The sequence below is a fragment of the Cohnella sp. SGD-V74 genome (genome assembly GCF_003001675.1).
Taxonomy (GTDB): domain Bacteria; phylum Bacillota; class Bacilli; order Paenibacillales; family Paenibacillaceae; genus Cohnella.
Window position 1 is genome coordinate 1 of the sequence record NZ_PVYW01000027.1, and the last position, 17,041, is coordinate 17,041.

A 17,041-nucleotide genomic window follows, 5' to 3' on the forward strand; every position below is an offset into this window, starting at 1 on the left:
CGTTTGCAATAGACGGAATCCGAAACGCGAACAATGCCCGATAGCAGCCGATTCGATTCTCTCGCAGCCATGGCGCGGCGAATTTTGTGACAGATTAACCATGCTGTTTTGTAGGTGACATGGATCGCTTCGGAGAGCTGGCGGGCATTCACGCAGCGGGGCTGGGCATGCAGAAATATGGCCTGGAACCAACGATGAAGAGGCGTACGGCTGCCCTCCATAATGGTGCCGGCGATCAAGGAAGTTTGCGTATGGCAGGAGCGACATTCGTAGAGCGGAATCCGACGGGTGGAAATGAGATAGAAAAACGGGTGGTTACAGCGCGGACAGCGAAAGCCGTCGGGCCACTTCATCTCGAATAGAACAGAGAAACAATCCGCTTCCTCCTTATAGACGGAACAAAATTTTTGGAATTTCTCCGCGGCTTCTTTAAGGCTCATACGAATCTCCCTTCCGCATTAAACGAACGTTTGTTCTCTACTCAATTATACCAAACTCTTGTTCTTATTTAAAGTTGAAATTAGTTAATTTTTCTTTTTACCATCATGATTTCCAACTGACTCAAAGGGATATCGGCAAAAGGAGCGAAATGTGAACGGGAAGAAGTAGACGGACTGATCGAAAGGGATAGCGACAAAAGGAGCGAAAAGTGGAACGGTGAGGGGCAGACGGACTGACGGAAGGGGATAGCGGCAAAGGGGGCGAAATGTGAACGGGAAGAAGGAGACGGACTGATCGAAAGGGATAGCGACAAAAGGAGCGAAAACGGAACGGGGAGGAGTGGACGGACTGACGGAAGGGGATAGCGACAAAAGGAGCGAAAAGTGGAACGGGAAGAAGCAGGCGGACTGAAGGAAGGGGATAGCATGAAAGGGGAGAAAGGAGAAGAGGCGACGAGAAGACGAGAGGGGGGCCGTTGTTCCCCGTCGCACTGTCGTTCGCTGAGTGAGTACGCCTCGTCGGCCGTATCTCATGTGTTCTGGACCAAAGTCTAATGCCTGCTGGACGAAAGTTCGGAAACGAACCCGACGCGGAACGATGGGAGCGGGGGAAGCGGCGAGATACAATGAAGCTAAAGCAAAACGGAGGCGGAGGAACGGACATGCAAAATCAACCGGAATGGTCGGCGGGCAACGCGGGGTGGACGAGAGGAACTGCGGCGCTGCGGCGCGGCTTCGGCAGTGCCAGACAGAATGTCTGGATGACGTGGGAGAGGACGGCTGCTTGGGCGATGAAGCTGACGAGCGAGCATGCGCTGTACGCGGGGATCTGCATCGTGATGGTCAAAAGGTATAAGGGAGAGCCGTTCGTCTGCGAGGATGGGACCCGGATCGAACGTGGAGACCAGATCGGCGAGCTGCACCTGAACAACGGGAAGGTGCTGGCGCTGACGCGGGAACTCGGCGCGGATCGGGCAGCGCTTCAGACGGCGCGCCTGGCGCGGAATTCGCTTAAGGAAATCCGGCGGGAGCTGGACGGTCGGCCGGAGCTGGCCGGGATCAAGGCGCTCGTTGGGGTCACGATTCTTCATCGGGGACTGACGCACGGTCTCGGATTTGAACAGCGTCCGCTTGCTTCGAAGCGGTTCGAGAAGCTGACGTCGATCTATTTGAAGCTGCTTCTCCGCTTCATGCATCCGAACGGACTGGCGCGCAGCGAGCGGAGCAGGCTGAAGCTGACCCCGGTGATGCTCGTCTGCACACGCGGCAATCTCGCTCGCAAGTTCGGGCCTAAGCCGGAGCTCCGGCAGCAGCACGAGGGCGGATCGTCCGCCTGCGAGAGTTTAGCCTCTGGATAAGGAGTGAGCAAGTTGAATGCAACCCCGATCGAATCGCGAGCCCAGTCCGTCAAGCGAGGGGCGGCGGCTTGGCGGCCCCTGCTGTGGCTGCTGCTTATTCCGGCTATTAATCTGCTGTACGTTCTGCAGAACCGGGCGGCGGGCAATGCGAGGTCGCTCGTAACCGAAGTCGACGGGAGTATTCCGTTCGTGCCGGCATTCGCGCTGCCTTACTCGCTGTGGTACCCGTTCCTGTTCGTCGTATTCGTTCTTGTTCTTCGCAAGGACAAGAGGGAATATTTCCGGCTGCTGCTGGCGTTTTGCCTCGGCTTACTGCTGTCGAACCTCGTTTTCCTGGTGTTTCAGACGACCGTTCCCCGCCCCGAGATCGGGACGGAAGGTTTTTTCCACGGGATTGTCTCTTTTATTTATGCCAACGACCAGCCTTACAACTGCTTTCCGAGCGTGCACGTGCTGACGAGCGCACTTATGATTTACGGCGCTCGCCGATTAGGAATGGCGGCGAAAATCCCGATCGCGGTCGTGGCCGTCAGCATTATCGTTTCGACGGTGTTTATCAAGCAGCATGTGATCGCGGACGTTATGGCCGGGCTGCTTGCCGCCAAGCTCGTCTTCTGGCTGGCCGGGGAGCTCATCAGGCGGTTCGAACGAAGAAGAGAGCTATCGGAAACGATGAAGAGAGCTGTCGGATAAGTAAACAAAGTATCAGACAGCTCAGCTTCCTCATCAGCTTCAGGTCTGAGGCCGCAGCGCTCGATGAAGCCGCCAGATCACAATGCCGACGAGAGCCGGGGTGAGGAGGCTGAAGACGCCTCCGGCGAAATCGCCCGGCAAGCCGTCGAACATCATCTGCATGCCCATCAGAATCGCATCGAGCGTTACATGCGCGAAAATGACGGCCATCAAACCGAAACGCAGCATAAACCAGCCGAACAGGAACGACAGCAGCACGAGTTCGATGACGCGCGTGTAAACCGGATAGACCGCGTAGCCGACATGGCCGAGCGCCCAGAACAGTCCGGGCGGCACGATGGCGACCGTCGTCAGGACGACGACCGTTCGGGCCGAAGGCTCGCCGCCTTTCAGCTTGCGCGCGAGGCCGACGAACCAACTGCGGAATACCCCGATGCCGAACAGCCGGCTCTGCAGCTCCTCCGATATGCCCGCGCACCAAGCCAGCAGCGGCAGCAACAACGGAATACTCATGTTGTACATCGACTGTGTGGCGTCCGAAGAGGCGAAAGCGCCCAGGCTCTTTTCCAGCACGAGCAGGATGACGGACTGGGCCCCCAGCAAAATAAAGGCGAGGAAATAGCCTTCCTTCATGCTCTTCAGCACCGCTTCCCCGTAACCCGATTCCCGCCATCTCGGCCAGAGCGAGTGGCCCATCGATTTCCACAAGCCGTCTCCGCCGACGGCCGAGAAATAAGTGAGCAGCGCCATCGCCGCGTAAGTGACAAGGCTGACCGTAAGATTAACGGTATCCCCTACGCTGATCCCCGATTCCCAAGTTCCCGCGCGCAGGCCGGGAATCATGTTATAGGTCAGGCCCGCGTACAGCGCGAAAAAGACGGAAGCGAGGAAAATGCCCCTGCGGTAGGAAGTATGACTGCCATGAGTCCCCGCATAGACGATCGCCAGGATGAACAGCAGCACTTGGGGCAAAATGAAGCCGAATACCGACAATCTCGTCGCCCAGCGTTCTTGCCCCTCCATGTACTCGGTGAACGCCTCCGGCAAATCGACCCGGTAATCGACCGCTCCCCCTTGCCATATCGGGAAAGATGAACTCGTCAGGCGGAAGGGCGCGGGAGTGGCGACTTGAAGCTTAAGCTCGGCTTCCCCGATCGCCGCTTGCCGGGAGACGTATTCGAAAGCTCCTCCGTCGGTCGTTCCGCCGGCCCATTCCCAATCGTTCGTGCGAATTCCGAACCAGGAAGCGTACTGCAGCGCGTTCGCGGCTTGTTCGGCCGTCGGCTCCTCCGACGAGAATATAGATTCGCCGGCAGCAGAGTCGGAATCCGCGCCCAAGTGACGCCAAGCGACCAGGCTGCCCGACTCCATGTGGAGCGAGACGGTTAGCGCCCCGGGCACCCCGTCCGCGTACAATTCAACGACGTAGACGTCGGTGGGAGTTACCGCGGCCCACTGCTTATTGTACGAGTCTGTCAACGCATGTTTGGAGAAGTAGCCGTTCGTTTTGCCGTCCGTCATATGCGTGACCGTCGTCTTTTTTACGTCGGAGGCTTGGATGTTGAATTTGTCGGCGGCCCATTGGATCGCCCGCTGCTCCGCTTCGGCTCTTGTGAGCACGGGGGCGGTGTGCATGGAAAACAATTGCCCTGTTATGGGGAACACTTGGATCAATAAAAACAATGCCAGTCCGATCGCGGCCGTCCAAACCCAGCGTTTGTCCAGCGGAAGCGGTCGATTTTCGATCATTCGGTTTCTCTCCTCGCCTGCAGAAATTCAAGTAAACGTATACAGTGGCTTCGTTCTTAACGTCTGCCGATTTTTTCATTTAGTATCTCGTATTTTCGGCGAAAATGAAAGCAAACGAAGCGATAATGACTGTCCGATGGCTAATCCTTCGGATAATTATGCGAAAAAATGCCTAAACGAGCCGGATTGCCCCCTTTTTGACGTTGTTCCTCCGCGGGGTAAAGACTATAATGCGGTGGTACGTCTTTTATCCGATAGAACGGCCGAATTTCTGCATGCAGAAAACGGGGGAACCAACGGACGACGTGTACAAGAACTATTGTATTCGGACATCCCGGGGTGAATTCCGACCGCGACCGACGCGGAGGATAGGGCAGCCTGTTCGAGCCCGAACCCGACAGCTAACCTCGTAGGCGCTATACGAACAGGAATCGCGTGCAGTGATGGCACTGGGGTTCCAGTGCTTTTTTTGCGTCTGGAGGAAGCCAAAGGCGTTTTTGCTTATTTGCGTAAAAAAGCGACGGGTGCAGCCGAGGTGGATTAATTGTTAAAAAAAGCGGTGCGATGGTTGTATGCTTCTCCTCCGAGAATATTGCTGCTCGGATTTTCTTTCATTATATTGACGGGGGCCGTGCTGCTTATGCTTCCCGTCGCGTCCGAGAACCGGGAGCCGATCTCTTTCGTGGACGCCTTGTTCACCGCGACTTCGGCGACATGCGTGACCGGTCTTGTGCTGTTCGATACGGGCTCTCACTTCTCCACGTTTGGCCATTGGGTCATCTTGCTGCTGATCCAGATCGGCGGCATCGGCTTCATGACGATGGCCACGCTGTTTGCGCTGATTTTGCGGAGGCGGATTTCGCTCAAGGAACGGCTGGTTTTGCAGGAATCGCTGAATCAGGGCAGCATCGAAGGGCTCGTCCGGCTCGTGCGCAAAGTCATCTTCTACGCGCTGGCGCTGGAGCTGGCCGGAGCGGTGCTGTACACGATCCGCTTCGCGTTCGACATGCCGTTCGGCCAGGCGGTCTACCACGGCGTATTCCACGCGATTTCCATTTTCAACAACGCGGGCTTCGATCTGTCCGGGAACGGCAGCAGTTTCATTCGGTATTCCGAGGACTTCTATATCAATATCGTGTCGATGGCGTTGATCGTGCTTGGAGGATTTGGTTTTATCGTGCTGGCCGACCTGTTCGATTATCGGCAAAAAAGGAAATTTTCTTTGCACACGAAAGTCGTGCTCAGCGTCTCCGCCGGATTGATCGTCGTCGGGGCGCTGGTCATCCTGATCTTCGAATTCACGAACGGGCGCACGATCGGAGACGAGCATTTCGCGCACAAGGTGCTGTCCGCGCTGTTCCAATCCGTGACGACCCGCTCTGGCGGCGTCTCCACCGTGGAAATTGCCGAGCTGCGCCAAGCGACGCAATTTTTCATCGTCATTCTGATGTTTATCGGAGCTTCCCCGGGTTCGACGGGCGGAGGGATCAAGACGACGACGTTCGCTGTGCTGGTCGGCGCGGTGCTGGCGATGATGCGAGGCAAGGAGGACGTCGTGCTGTTCCGGCTGCGGCTCGCCCAGGAGAGGGTGTACAAAGCGATTACCGTTACGCTGTTCTGTATCGGGATCGTGCTGGCGGGAACGATGCTGCTCGCGACGACCGAGGATGCCAGCTTCCTGAAAATTCTGTTCGAAGCGACGTCGGCGTTCGGCACCGTCGGATTATCGATGGGATTGACCGCGGACTTGAGCTTGGCAGGCAAGCTGACGATTATTGTTCTGATGTTTATCGGGCGCCTGGGGCCGCTTACGTTGACTTACGCATTGGGGCCTAAGCAGGGACGATCGCTTTACCGTTACGCGGAAGGTAAAATCATCATCGGGTAGAGGACGGAGAAAGATGAAGTTGAATCAATTCGTTATCATCGGTCTGGGCAGGTTCGGTTCCAGTCTGGGCCGGGAATTGATCAGATTGGGGTACGAAGTGCTCGGCGTGGACCGGGACGAGGAAAAGGTGCAGGAGCTGGCCGGCGTGCTGACGCACGCGATCATGGCGGACGCGACGGAGGAGGAAGTGCTGCGCTCCATTGGGGCGCGAAATTTCGACTGCGGCGTCGTAGCGATCGGCGACGATATCCAGGCGAGCATTCTGGCGACGATTCTGCTGAAGGAGCTCGGAGTGAAGAAGGTCGTGGCCAAGGCGGTGTCCGATCTGCACGGCCGGGTGCTGGAGCGGATGGGCGTCGACCGGGTCATCTATCCGGAGCGGGACATGGGCGTACGCGTCGCTCATCAGCTCGTCTCGCCCAACCTGCTCGATTACATCGAACTGTCCAAGAAGTATACGATCGCGGAGCTGGCGGTGCCGCAATGCTGGTCCGGCAAATCGCTGGAGGACGTCGACTTGCGCGGCAAATTCGGCTGCAGCATCGTGGCGATCAACAAGCCGCAAGGCATGATCATCGCGCCGGCGGCCAAGGACGTATTGTCCGCGGAGGACGTCATGGTGCTGATCGGCACGAACGATCAGATCGGGCAATGCCAGGAGTCGTTCGATTCCGGTGAATGAAAACCATTCCGTTCGCTCAGGCTAGTGATAGGATGAGCGGGATGGAGGGATCGGCGATGAAGATGAAGCGCCTTGGAAGAGCGGTGATGGTGCTGGCGAGCGCCGTCACCTTTTTAGCGTTGTGGGGCGGTTCTGCAGCCCCGGTCCGCGCCGAACAGTCGAAGCCTTCCGGCATCCACTGGACCGAGTGGGAGCGCAAATACGAAGGCGTATTTGTGCTGTCCGCTTCGCGCGAGTCCCGCAAAGTCGCTTTGACGTTCGACGACGTGCCCGATCCCCGTTACACGCCGCAAGTTCTGGACGTTCTGAAGCGCAAAGGAGTTCGAGCCAGCTTTTTTGTCGTCGGCACGCGCGCGCGCAAATATCCCGATTTGGTCAAACGGATTCATCGGGAAGGCCACGACATCGGCAATCATTCCTACAGCCACCCCGACTTTTCGAAGATGTCGCTTGCACGGGTGCAGGAACAGATCTTGAGGGCGGAGGCTGCGATTGCCGCGGCGGTTGGCTTCAGACCGCGGCTTGTCCGTCCGCCGTACGGGGAAATCGTGCCGAGACAGCTGGAGTGGGCGAAAAAGCGGGGCTATACGGTCGTCAATTGGGATGTCGATTCGTCGGACTGGCGGCAGCTAAGCGCGAACCAGGTGTTCCGCAACGTGACCCGCGCGGTCAAGCCGGGCTCCGTCGTGCTGATGCATGCCGGCGGAGGGGACGGCCAGAATTTGTCCGGCACGGTCGCGGCGCTTCCGAGAATTATCGATTGGCTGCGCGAGCACGATTACGAGCCGGTCGCGTTAACGGAGCTGCTGAACTTGCCGGAGAAGCGGGGGCGGTGAACCCGCCCCCTTTACGATTCTTTGTAGCGCGCGGCTTCCCGATTAAAATACGCGGTCGTCTCCTCGATCAGGAAACGCGTCGATGGCGCGATCCAGGCCGGGTCTCCGTGAATGAGAAACGTCGTTCTTTTCGTCTCCTCAAGCTCTTTGATTCGCGGAAGGTACAGATCGTTGTCGAGCAGCACCTGCTCCCGAAGATAGGATCTGGGAAGCAGCGAGCCGGCGCGGCAAGCGGACAGCAGCCGAATGATGGCCTCGAACGAGTCGATCTCCATGCGGACGTCGGGCTTCAAGTTGTATTTTTTCAATAATTCGTCGGTCAGCGTACGGTACCAGGTGCCGGGGGAGAACAGGATCATCGGCAAGTTCTGGAGATCCGCCATTTCGATGTGCGTTCTTTCCAATATAATGTGGTTTCTCGGAAGCACCAGGATAAGGTGGTCGTCAAATAAGGGTACACTGGTAATGGCGGGATCGTCGATGACGGATGAGGCGACGATGCCGAAGTCGACTTTGCGCTCCTTGACCAGCTCCGCGATTTCGTGCGATTTGCCGGTTACGGCCTTGATCTCCAGGTGGGGATGCTTCTCGGTCATCGTCCTCACGAGATCGGGCAGCGTCGTCTGCAGCGTCGTCAGACTGGCCCCGATCGTGGCGATGTGGGCTTCGGACGATTTGTAAGCGTTCAGCTTTTGCAAGTAGCTGCCGTGAAAGCGTCTGAGTTCCAGCGCGAACTCGTAGGTCACCTGACCGGCCGCGGTCAGTTCCAGGCGCTTGCCCACCCTGCGGAACAAGTCGACCTCCAGCTCCGCTTCGAGCCGGGCAAGGCGCCGGGATAGGGCGGGCTGGGACAGGTTTAGTCTTTCCGCCGCTCTGTTCAGGCTGGTCTGCTCCACGATTGTCGCGAACAGCCGCATATCTTCAAGCATGGAAGTCCCTCATCTCATATGCAGAATAGTTATAAGTTATAATATTAAATAAGCAGTTCCATTATAAGCGAAAATAGAGTAACCTTAAAAGCGGTGACAAAATGGTGACGAATGCCAACCGTGCAACAAGCATCGTCATCCGATGTCGAAGCACGGATGCGAAAGGAGAACAAACTTAGACATGAAAGGTAATTCTTATTTACCGCGCAAGCTTCATTCGCTGCTTGGCGTGATCCCGCTCGGCTTGTTCATCGTCGAACATGCGCTGACGAACTACTCGGCCTTCGAGGGGGGGCAGGAAGGATTCTCGGACGCTATCCATCTGCTGAACAGCCTTCCGCTTATTTTCTTCATGGAGATGTTCATCATCTGGCTGCCGATTTTGTTCCACGGGGTGTACGGTCTGTATATCGCTTACCAGTCGGACCTCAACACGGGCAGATTCAGCTACGGCCGCAACTGGGCGTTCGCATGGCAAAGAATTACGGGGGTCATCACCTTTATTTTCGTCGCGTGGCATTTCTACGATACCCGGATTCAGCTTGCTCTGGGCAATGTTTCCCATGAGGAATTGGGTCAGCACATGAACAACATTTTCAGCAATCCATGGGCCATAGCGGCTTACACCGTCGGCGTCTTGGCCGCGACGTTCCACTTCGCGAACGGTCTGTGGGCGTTCCTCGTCAGCTGGGGAATCACGATCGGCCCGCGCGCGCAGAAGATTTCTTCCAGAATCTGCATGGGCATCTTCGTTATCCTGGCGGCCATGTTCTTGTTGTCCATTTTCGCTTTCCGCAGCGATGAGTTCGCTACGGCGGCGTCTGCGGCGCTAAGCGCGGTATCGGTAGGCTAAGGGAGGAGTAATTACACATGGCAACTCAAAAAGTCATCGTCGTCGGAGGCGGCCTTGCCGGCCTCATGGCGACAATCAAAGCGGCGGAAGCCGGCGTTCGCGTCGATCTGTTCTCGCTTGTTCCGGTTAAAAGATCTCACTCCGTATGCGCTCAGGGCGGCATCAACGGAGCTGTAAATACGAAGGGCGAAGGCGACTCCCCTTGGGAACACTTCGACGATACGGTATACGGCGGCGACTTCCTGGCGAACCAGCCTCCGGTCAAAGCGATGTGCGAAGCGGCGCCGGGCATCATTCACCTGATGGACCGGATGGGCGTTATGTTCAGCCGGACTCCGGAAGGCTTGCTCGATTTCCGCCGTTTCGGCGGAACGCAGTATCACCGCACGGCGTTCGCGGGAGCGACGACCGGCCAACAGCTGCTGTACGCGCTGGACGAGCAAGTGCGCCGCTGGGAAGTGGCGGGCCTCGTGCAGAAGTACGAGCACTGGGAGTTTACGGGAGCCGTCATCGACGACGACGGCGTGTGCCGCGGCATTTCCGCGCAGGATCTGCGCACGATGGAGGCGGTCACGTTCCGCGGCGACGCGGTCATTCTGGCGACGGGCGGACCGGGCATCATTTTCGGCAAAACGACGAACTCCGTCATCAACACGGGAACCGCGGCCAGCGCGGTGTACCAGCAAGGCGTCTACTACGCGAACGGCGAATTCATCCAGATTCACCCGACGGCGATTCCGGGCGACGACAAAAACCGCCTCATGAGCGAATCGGCGCGCGGAGAAGGCGGACGCATCTGGACGTACAAGGACGGCAAGCCGTGGTACTTCCTCGAAGAGAAATATCCGGCGTACGGCAACCTCGTGCCGCGGGATATCGCGACTCGGGAAATTTTCGACGTGTGCGTCAATCAGAATTTGGGCATCGACGGCGAGAACAAAGTCTATCTCGATCTCTCCCACAAGGATCCGAAGGAGCTGGACGTTAAGCTCGGCGGCATCATCGAGATTTACGAGAAGTTCACGGGCGACGACCCGCGCAAAATCCCGATGCAGATTTTCCCGGCCGTTCACTATTCGATGGGCGGGCTGTGGGTCGACTACAATCAGATGACGAACATTCCGGGGCTGTTCGCCTGCGGAGAGTGCGACTATCAATATCACGGCGCGAACCGTCTCGGCGCGAACTCGCTGCTGTCTGCGATCTTCGGCGGCATGGTGACGGGACCGAAGGCGATCGAATACATCAAAGGGCTGAAAAAGTCGGCCGAAGACGTATCCGAGAGCATCTTCGAGCGCGAGCGCAATAAAATCGCGTCCAAGTACACGGCAATTACGAAAATGGACGGCAAAGAGAACGCGTACGTGCTGGCCAAGGAGCTTGGCGAGTGGATGACGAACAACATGACCGTCGTTCGCTACAACAAGAAGCTCGAAGAGACGATCGGCAAGATCAAAGAGCTTAAGCAGCGTTACAACAACATCAACATTAACGATACGGCGCAATGGAACAACTCGGGCGCGGCGTTCACGCGTCAGCTGTGGAACATGCTTGAGCTGGCCGAGTCGATGACGGTCGGAGCGCTCCTGCGCGACGAAAGCCGCGGCGCCCACTACAAGCCGGATTTCCCGGAGCGCGACGACGACAACTTCCTGAAGACGACGAAGGCGAAGTGGACTCCGGAAGGACCGCAAATTTCGTACGAAGACGTCGACGTATCGCTCATCAAACCGCGGAAGCGCGACTATTCCACCAACAAGAAGAAGGAGGGCTAATCCATGTCGGAAGCAACTGCAGCAGCACCGACTGCGTCGGCGACAGGTCGTAAAGTCAAATTTATTATTACTCGCCGGGAGCGCCCGGATGCCCCTTCGTTCACGGAGGAATTCGAGGTTCCGTACCGCCCGAACATGAACGTCATCAGCGCGCTGATGGAAATTCAGCGCAACCCGGTTAACGCGAAGGGCCAGAAAACCGCTCCGGTATGCTGGGAGTCCAACTGCCTGGAGGAAGTGTGCGGCGCTTGCTCGATGGTCATCAACGGCAAGCCGCGCCAAGCGTGCAGCACGCTCATCGACAAGCTGGAGCAGCCGATCCGGTTGGAACCGATGTCGACGTTCCCGATCGTACGCGACCTTGTCATTAACCGCGAGCGCATGTTCAACGCGCTCAAGAAGGTCAAAGCGTGGATTCCGATCGACGGAACGTACGATCTCGGACCGGGCCCGCGGATGGCGGAATCGAAGCGCCAGTGGGCGTACGAGCTGTCCAAGTGCATGACGTGCGGCGTCTGTCTTGAAGCTTGTCCGAACGTCAACGATCGCAACAGCTTTATCGGACCGGCTCCGATCTCGCAAGTGCGCCTGTTCAACGCCCACCCGACGGGCGAGATGAACGCCCACGAGCGTCTCGAAGCGCTGATGGAAGAAGGCGGCATCGAAGGCTGCGGCAACTCGCAGAACTGCGTCCGCTCCTGCCCGAAAGGCATTCCGCTCACGACTTCGATCGCGGCGATGAACAAAGACACGACCAAGCAGCTGTTCAAACAGTGGCTCGGCCTGTAATCTCGCGAAAATGAAAAAGGGGCTGTCTCATAAGTGACTTATGAGCAGCCTTGCTTTATCTCGATTAATGTTTTTTGGGGGGATGTATCTCCTTCCGGTTGCTGTTGGAATCGTGAAATTGGAATGGGGAAACTCGTAACAATGAGATTTCACGATTCCAAAGGCAAACGCTCCGCTCCTCCAGGAGATACATCCCCCCTCTTTTCATCGAGATTAACTACGAAAACGCAAAAAGAAACCGTTCTTTGGTAAAATGGAGGTACCACCCACCCATTTACGAAAGGAACGGTTTCTTTGTACATTCAATATACCATGGACCAACTTTCCCTGCCAATGGACTTGGAGGAAGACATTCCTCAAAATCACCTCGTTCGTGTTGTAAACGCCGCTGTGAACCGACTCAGCGACAGTATCTTCGCTTCCGCTTATCCAGGTGGAGGACGAGACAGTTACCATCCTAAGATGCTCACTAAGGTCATCATTTACGCCTACACACAAAGGATCTGCTCCTCTCGTCAAATCGCTAAAGCGGTCCGCGAGAACGTCATGTTCATGTGGATTGCCGGTAGGCAACGTCCGGACTTTCGTACCATCAACCGTTTCCGCTCCATGCGCTTGAAAGACGTGCTCGAGGCTGTCTTCACGGCTGTCCTGAAATTTCTGGTCGAAGAGAATTACGTGAAGCTGGAGCATGACTTTGTCGACGGCACCAAGATCGAAGCCAACGCGAATCGATATACATTCGTCTGGGGCAAAGCGGTGGTGAAACAAAAAGCCAAGCTGCAAGAAAAAGTACAGACGCTGTTTGCTGCTATTGAAGAGGCCGAGAAGCAAGAAGAATATGAACAGTCCGGACAAGATCTCGCCGAGCTCGGTGAAACCTCCTCCTTGACCAGTGAAAAACTGGAGGCTGCTATTCAGCAATTAGAAGCCAAGCTGAAAGCAAAGCCGAACAAATCGGAACGGAAAATCAGTTTATTGTCGGCTATAGCCTGCATCAACGTCCGACGGACACGCGGTGCTTAAAACCTCACTTGGAGAAAGTCAAAACCGCCCTTGGCAAGCTGCCGGGAACTGTCATAGCGGATGCGGGGTATGGCGGGGAAGAGAACTACGCCTACTTAGAAAGCGGAGAGCTTGAGGCTGTGGTGAAGTACAGCACGTATCACAAGGAAAAATCGAAGAAGTGGCAGAAAGACATCAGTAAGCTGGACAACTGGCAATACGATGAAGCCGAAGATACGTGGACATGTGCGGCCGGGCGCAAGCTGCTGTTTCGCTACGAGAGCAAGGAAACAACGGAAAGTGGCTTTGAAATTCGGAAGAGGCACTACCGGAGTGCGGGCTGCGAAGGTTGTCCGCTTAAGGACGCCTGCACAAAAGCAAAAGGGAATCGGGAAATCAGCGTCAGTCTGAAGTATTTGCATTACAAACGGCAAGCACGGGAAAGACTCCGTAGCGAAGAAGGTTATGCACGATCGGTTCGGCGGATGATTGAGCCGGAGTTGTGTTTGGGCAAATGAAGAATAACCGGGGATTCCGGCGTTTTCTGCTTCGCAGCTTGCCGAAAGTAAGCTTAGAGGTCGGATGGCTTTCGCTTGCCCATAATTTGCTCAAGAAGGCCGCAGTAGATCTAAAACACAAAATGACGGCGCAGGGTTAGCCCCCTTAACGCCGTCATTTTTCAATTAGGCACCTTTTTTTCAAGCGAGCTGTTCTAAAAGTGAGCTAGAACTTACTTTTGGGACAGCTCCTTTCTGTTTTTTCCGTTGGTCTGTTGCGAAAACTCCTTTGGTGCGTTTAGGACGCTTTGACGAGATAGGTGACGAATCGGTTGCGGTCTTGCTGCTCGTCGGGAAGGGTGGACGTGACCATGAGCCGATTGCCGGACGGATTCCACCGAAGAGGATCGGCAATGAACTTGATGTCCAGAGACAACGGAACCGATTGGCCTGTGGAAGCGTCCGCTACGTAAATGCCGTGAACCGTTCCGTTCGGCGTTATGCCCGCGTAGGCAAGTCTGTTGCCGTCCGGAGACCAGGCCAATCCGTAAATCTGAGTATCTTGGGCGATCGCGTGCAGAACGTTGCCTTGCAGATCGGTAACGGTCAACTCCATCTTGCCGCCGCGAAACCGGCTGACGACGGCCAGCCGCTGCTCGTCGGGGGAAGGAACCATCCAGACGACGTCGCTTGAGGATTCCACCCGCACGCTTTCGTTCGGCGATTGAATCATCAGAGCGCCTTGCAGCGTCGTATAGAACAGCCGGTCCCCGAGCAATGCCGGGTTGCCCGGAAACATCTCCCCGCTTTCCAGCAGCAGATTCGGCCTGCCTCTGTCCGTGTTCCATTCGAAGATGTCTCCTTGAATCGTCGCATAGACGAGCGAATCGTTGTCGACCCAGCGTCCGTTGTCGACGGCGATGGCGTCTTCGTCCGTGAAAGCCGCCGATTGCCCAGTGGCCAGATTCGCGACGATCCCTTGCCCCGTATGGCTCTGAAGGGAGAACGACTTGTAAAAGACTTTCGTCTTGTCCGGGCTGGCCAAGGCATAGCCCTGGTTGCTGTCCGAGGCGGCGATCGCGGTTTCCAACCCGGTGGACAGCTCGTGCACATAGACGTTGCGCGGATACCAGGTGGCGCCTTCCGCCCGCTCGGGCTTCCTGTCCCTGTTCTCGCGATCGACGAGCAGCTTCTCGTCGCTGAGCCAATCGGTTCCCCGAACGTTGTCCAGCCGCACGAGCTGGTTGATTTCCGTTTTTTCGTAGGAGGCTTGCTCGGGATTGTCCAGAACGGTAATCGTCTGGCCCGCGATCTCGATCTCTTCCCGGCTCGTCCCCCATTGCGAACCGCAACCTGTCAGGAACAGCATCGAGGCCAGTCCGATTCCCGCCAAAGCTTTGGGCCATTTCGTCAACTCAAGTCAACTCCTTGTTCGGTGGGATTCGGAAGGAGGGGCGCACGGGGAAGGAAAGCCGGAAAGCCGTTCCGCGCTCGACGCGCGCCAGCTCCACCGTTCCGCCTTGCTTCTCGGTCAATTGCTTGACGAGCGCGAGACCGAGGCCGGTTCCCCCGCTTTGGCGGGAGCGGTCCTTGTTCACCGTATAGAACGGCTCGAATACGCGTTCCCGCGCTTCCTCCGGAATGCCGATGCCCGTATCGGCGATTTCGACGAGGGCCCGGCCTTTCTCTTCGCGATTGGATACGACGACTTTCCCGCCTTGCACATTGTATTTGATGCCGTTATCGAGCAGGTTCATGAAAATATGAATCAAGCTCTCGCGGTCGGCCCAAGCGGTTCCCGGATTCAGCCTCGGAACGATCTCGACGCCGAACCGCTCCGCCTTCGCTTTGATCCGGCCGATCAGATCCAGCAGCAGAGCGGCGAGATCGACCGGCTCGGGCCGATACTCGAAGTCGTATTTCTCCGCGGAGGAGAGCCGCAGCACCTTGTCGATCATGTCGGTCAGACGATCCGCTTCCGCGCCGATGTGACGCACCGCGTCCTCCGCCAGGGAAGCGTCCTCGGGATACAGCTCCATCAGCTCGGAATAGGCTTTGATCGACGTGATCGGCGTCTTGAACTCGTGGCTGACGTTGCCGATAAATTGCTTCATGCCGGAAATGTTGTTGCGGATCTCGTTGCTCATATAATAAATCGCCTGACCGAGCTGGCCAAGCTCGTCCCGCCGTCCGAGAGGAGGGCGGGTCAGAAACTCGCCCTTGCGGATGCGTTCGGCTGAGCGGTTCAGCTTCGCGATGGAGGAGGCCGCTCGCGAGAAGTATAAGTAACCGAGAATAAAGCTCGCGGCTAACACGGCTGCTCCGGTCCACACGAACAATCCGGCGATCGTATTGTAGAAACGCTGATCGTTGGACAGCGAATATTGAAACTGGATGACGCCCATCTGCTGTCCCGGTCCTTGAATCGGGGAAAGATAGAAGATGGACGCGTCTTCCCGCTGGTAAGCGATTTTCCCTTCCAGGGCGAATCGGAGCGCATTGTCCACGCCGTACGACGACGTGTTAAGCGGAATGGAGTCTCCGACCTTCTTGCCGTCTTTGTCGTAGAGCACGACATGCAGGCCCGAATATACCGCGAGATCCATCGCGAACTGCTGGCCCCTGGCCCGCAGAAATTGCTGCGCCTCGATAGGAGGCGAGATCATGAAAGCCTGCTTGATGCTGAGATTGGCGAGCCTCGTCTGCTGAAGCAGTTCCTTCTCGATTCTCGACTGCTGGTGATCCTTGATCCCCCTGAGTACGAATACGCTGAGCACGAATACGGTCAGCAGCAGGAGCAGCGCCAGAAACAGGCTGAATTTGACTTTGATGCTGACCGATCTCATGCATGGACTCCGGACGCCTTGTATCCGACGCCGAACACCGTATGCAGCAGATGCTGTCCGGTGTCTCCGAGCTTTTTGCGCAGCCGCTGCATATGGATGTCGACCGTGCGCGTTCCGGTGGCGTAGTCGAGCCCCCAGACGGCGTCCAGCAGCTCGTCGCGCGTGAACACCCGTTCCGGATGCGACAGCAGCAGAACGAGCAGGTCGAATTCCTTGGGCGTCAGCTCGACCGGGTCGTTATGAACGAGCACCGTTCGCAGCTTCGGATGAAGCGTCAGGGCGCCCGCGACGATTTTTTCTTCCTCGGGCTCCTTCTTCTCCAGGCGGCGGAGCAGCGCCTTCACGCGCGCGATCAGCTCCCGCAGGTCGAACGGTTTGGTCATGTAATCGTCCGCGCCCATCTCCAGGCCGACGATCTTGTCCACGATGTCGTTTTTGACGGTGAGCAGGATAATGCCCATATTCGTTCGGTTGTCGAGCCGCTTGCACACTTCGTAACCCGTCAGCTTCGGCATCATGACGTCCAGCACCATGACATGAGGGCGGAAGCTGAGAGCTTGGTCCAGGGCGGCTTGACCGTCGTAGACGGTTTCGACCTCGTAGCCTTCCTTGCGGAAGGCGTAGGAAATCGGATTCGCGATGCCCGGCTCGTCGTCGGCGACGAGAATGCGTTTGTTCATAGTCTCACCCGGATGTTCGTT

At 56.9% G+C, this 17,041-nt stretch carries 14 protein-coding genes, 1 pseudogene and 1 riboswitch; of the genes and pseudogenes, 9 read left to right on the top strand and 6 right to left on the bottom strand.

Going from position 1 to position 17,041, the window contains the following annotated elements:
* The coding region (locus tag B0G52_RS30560; protein WP_143762675.1) for a transposase at positions 1-440 on the bottom strand (440 nt) is incomplete at its 3' end.
* Between the two features lie 626 nt (positions 441-1,066).
* Between B0G52_RS30560 and B0G52_RS30565 the strand changes: the two genes are divergently transcribed.
* Entirely contained in the window at positions 1,067-1,798 is a 732-nt protein-coding gene (locus tag B0G52_RS30565) for a YkoP family protein (RefSeq protein WP_094050224.1), read from the top strand.
* 12 nt (positions 1,799-1,810) lie between these two features.
* Positions 1,811-2,491, top strand: coding sequence for a phosphatase PAP2 family protein (locus B0G52_RS30570; RefSeq protein WP_158223959.1), 681 nt, complete (start codon positions 1,811-1,813; stop codon positions 2,489-2,491).
* 39 nt (positions 2,492-2,530) lie between these two features.
* Here the strand turns inward: B0G52_RS30570 and B0G52_RS30575 are convergent, their stop codons facing one another.
* Positions 2,531-4,240 carry a CPBP family intramembrane glutamic endopeptidase gene (locus tag B0G52_RS30575; RefSeq protein WP_094050226.1) on the bottom strand — a complete coding sequence of 570 codons (1,710 nt, stop codon included), beginning with the start codon at positions 4,238-4,240 and terminating at the stop codon, positions 2,531-2,533.
* A 251-nt stretch (positions 4,241-4,491) separates the two neighbouring features.
* Positions 4,492-4,672, top strand: a riboswitch (cyclic di-AMP (ydaO/yuaA leader).
* 112 nt (positions 4,673-4,784) lie between these two features.
* Here B0G52_RS30575 and B0G52_RS30580 point away from each other — a divergent pair.
* From B0G52_RS30580 to B0G52_RS30590, 3 genes are read left to right on the top strand one after another with little or no spacing between them, the layout of a single operon-like run.
* A complete protein-coding gene (locus tag B0G52_RS30580) occupies positions 4,785-6,128 on the top strand; it encodes a TrkH family potassium uptake protein (RefSeq protein ID WP_233163218.1) in 1,344 nt (447 codons plus the stop codon).
* Between the two features lie 13 nt (positions 6,129-6,141).
* The gene (locus B0G52_RS30585) at positions 6,142-6,810 is read left to right on the top strand and encodes a potassium channel family protein (protein WP_094050227.1); all 669 of its coding nucleotides are present in this window, start codon (positions 6,142-6,144) and stop codon (positions 6,808-6,810) included.
* A 56-nt stretch (positions 6,811-6,866) separates the two neighbouring features.
* The gene (locus B0G52_RS30590) at positions 6,867-7,646 is read left to right on the top strand and encodes a polysaccharide deacetylase family protein (protein ID WP_233163220.1); all 780 of its coding nucleotides are present in this window, start codon (positions 6,867-6,869) and stop codon (positions 7,644-7,646) included.
* 11 nt (positions 7,647-7,657) lie between these two features.
* Here B0G52_RS30590 and B0G52_RS30595 read toward each other — a convergent pair whose 3' ends face one another.
* The gene (locus tag B0G52_RS30595) at positions 7,658-8,575 is read right to left on the bottom strand and encodes a LysR family transcriptional regulator (protein WP_094050229.1); all 918 of its coding nucleotides are present in this window, start codon (positions 8,573-8,575) and stop codon (positions 7,658-7,660) included.
* A gap of 181 nt (positions 8,576-8,756) precedes the next feature.
* Between B0G52_RS30595 and B0G52_RS30600 the strand changes: the two genes are divergently transcribed.
* From B0G52_RS30600 to B0G52_RS36855, 4 genes and pseudogenes are all read left to right on the top strand, one after another.
* Positions 8,757-9,428, top strand: coding sequence for a succinate dehydrogenase cytochrome b558 subunit (locus tag B0G52_RS30600; RefSeq protein ID WP_094050230.1), 672 nt, complete (start codon positions 8,757-8,759; stop codon positions 9,426-9,428).
* 17 nt (positions 9,429-9,445) lie between these two features.
* Positions 9,446-11,203 (top strand): succinate dehydrogenase flavoprotein subunit, encoded by a 1,758-nt coding sequence (gene sdhA / locus B0G52_RS30605; protein WP_094050231.1) that lies wholly within the window; start codon positions 9,446-9,448, stop codon positions 11,201-11,203.
* A 3-nt stretch (positions 11,204-11,206) separates the two neighbouring features.
* The gene (gene sdhB, locus B0G52_RS30610) at positions 11,207-11,992 is read left to right on the top strand and encodes a succinate dehydrogenase iron-sulfur subunit (protein WP_094050232.1); all 786 of its coding nucleotides are present in this window, start codon (positions 11,207-11,209) and stop codon (positions 11,990-11,992) included.
* A 294-nt stretch (positions 11,993-12,286) separates the two neighbouring features.
* Positions 12,287-13,655 (top strand): annotated as a pseudogene (locus tag B0G52_RS36855) (transposase).
* A 137-nt stretch (positions 13,656-13,792) separates the two neighbouring features.
* Here the strand turns inward: B0G52_RS36855 and B0G52_RS30620 are convergent.
* From B0G52_RS30620 to B0G52_RS30630, 3 genes are read right to left on the bottom strand one after another with little or no spacing between them, the layout of a single operon-like run.
* Positions 13,793-14,908 (bottom strand): hypothetical protein, encoded by a 1,116-nt coding sequence (locus B0G52_RS30620; RefSeq protein WP_094050233.1) that lies wholly within the window; start codon positions 14,906-14,908, stop codon positions 13,793-13,795.
* A 1-nt stretch (position 14,909) separates the two neighbouring features.
* Positions 14,910-16,340, bottom strand: a complete 1,431-nt coding sequence (locus tag B0G52_RS30625) for a sensor histidine kinase (RefSeq protein WP_094050234.1) — start codon at positions 16,338-16,340, stop codon at positions 14,910-14,912.
* A complete protein-coding gene (locus B0G52_RS30630; RefSeq protein ID WP_094050235.1) occupies positions 16,337-17,020 on the bottom strand; it encodes a response regulator transcription factor in 684 nt (227 codons plus the stop codon). Before B0G52_RS30630 ends, B0G52_RS30625 begins: the two co-directional genes overlap by 4 nt.
* Positions 17,021-17,041: the final 21 nt, after the last annotated feature.

Coding starts and splice junctions, on each gene's coding strand:
- B0G52_RS30565 (WP_094050224.1), top strand. CDS start 1,067: ATGAAGCTAAAGCAAAACGGAGGCGGAGGAACGGACATGCAAAATCAA.
- B0G52_RS30575 (WP_094050226.1), bottom strand. CDS start 4,240: ATGATCGAAAATCGACCGCTTCCGCTGGACAAACGCTGGGTTTGGACG.
- B0G52_RS30585 (WP_094050227.1), top strand. CDS start 6,142: ATGAAGTTGAATCAATTCGTTATCATCGGTCTGGGCAGGTTCGGTTCC.
- B0G52_RS30590 (WP_233163220.1), top strand. CDS start 6,867: ATGAAGATGAAGCGCCTTGGAAGAGCGGTGATGGTGCTGGCGAGCGCC.
- B0G52_RS30595 (WP_094050229.1), bottom strand. CDS start 8,575: ATGCTTGAAGATATGCGGCTGTTCGCGACAATCGTGGAGCAGACCAGC.
- B0G52_RS30600 (WP_094050230.1), top strand. CDS start 8,757: ATGAAAGGTAATTCTTATTTACCGCGCAAGCTTCATTCGCTGCTTGGC.
- sdhA (WP_094050231.1), top strand. CDS start 9,446: ATGGCAACTCAAAAAGTCATCGTCGTCGGAGGCGGCCTTGCCGGCCTC.
- sdhB (WP_094050232.1), top strand. CDS start 11,207: ATGTCGGAAGCAACTGCAGCAGCACCGACTGCGTCGGCGACAGGTCGT.
- B0G52_RS30625 (WP_094050234.1), bottom strand. CDS start 16,340: ATGAGATCGGTCAGCATCAAAGTCAAATTCAGCCTGTTTCTGGCGCTG.
- B0G52_RS30630 (WP_094050235.1), bottom strand. CDS start 17,020: ATGAACAAACGCATTCTCGTCGCCGACGACGAGCCGGGCATCGCGAAT.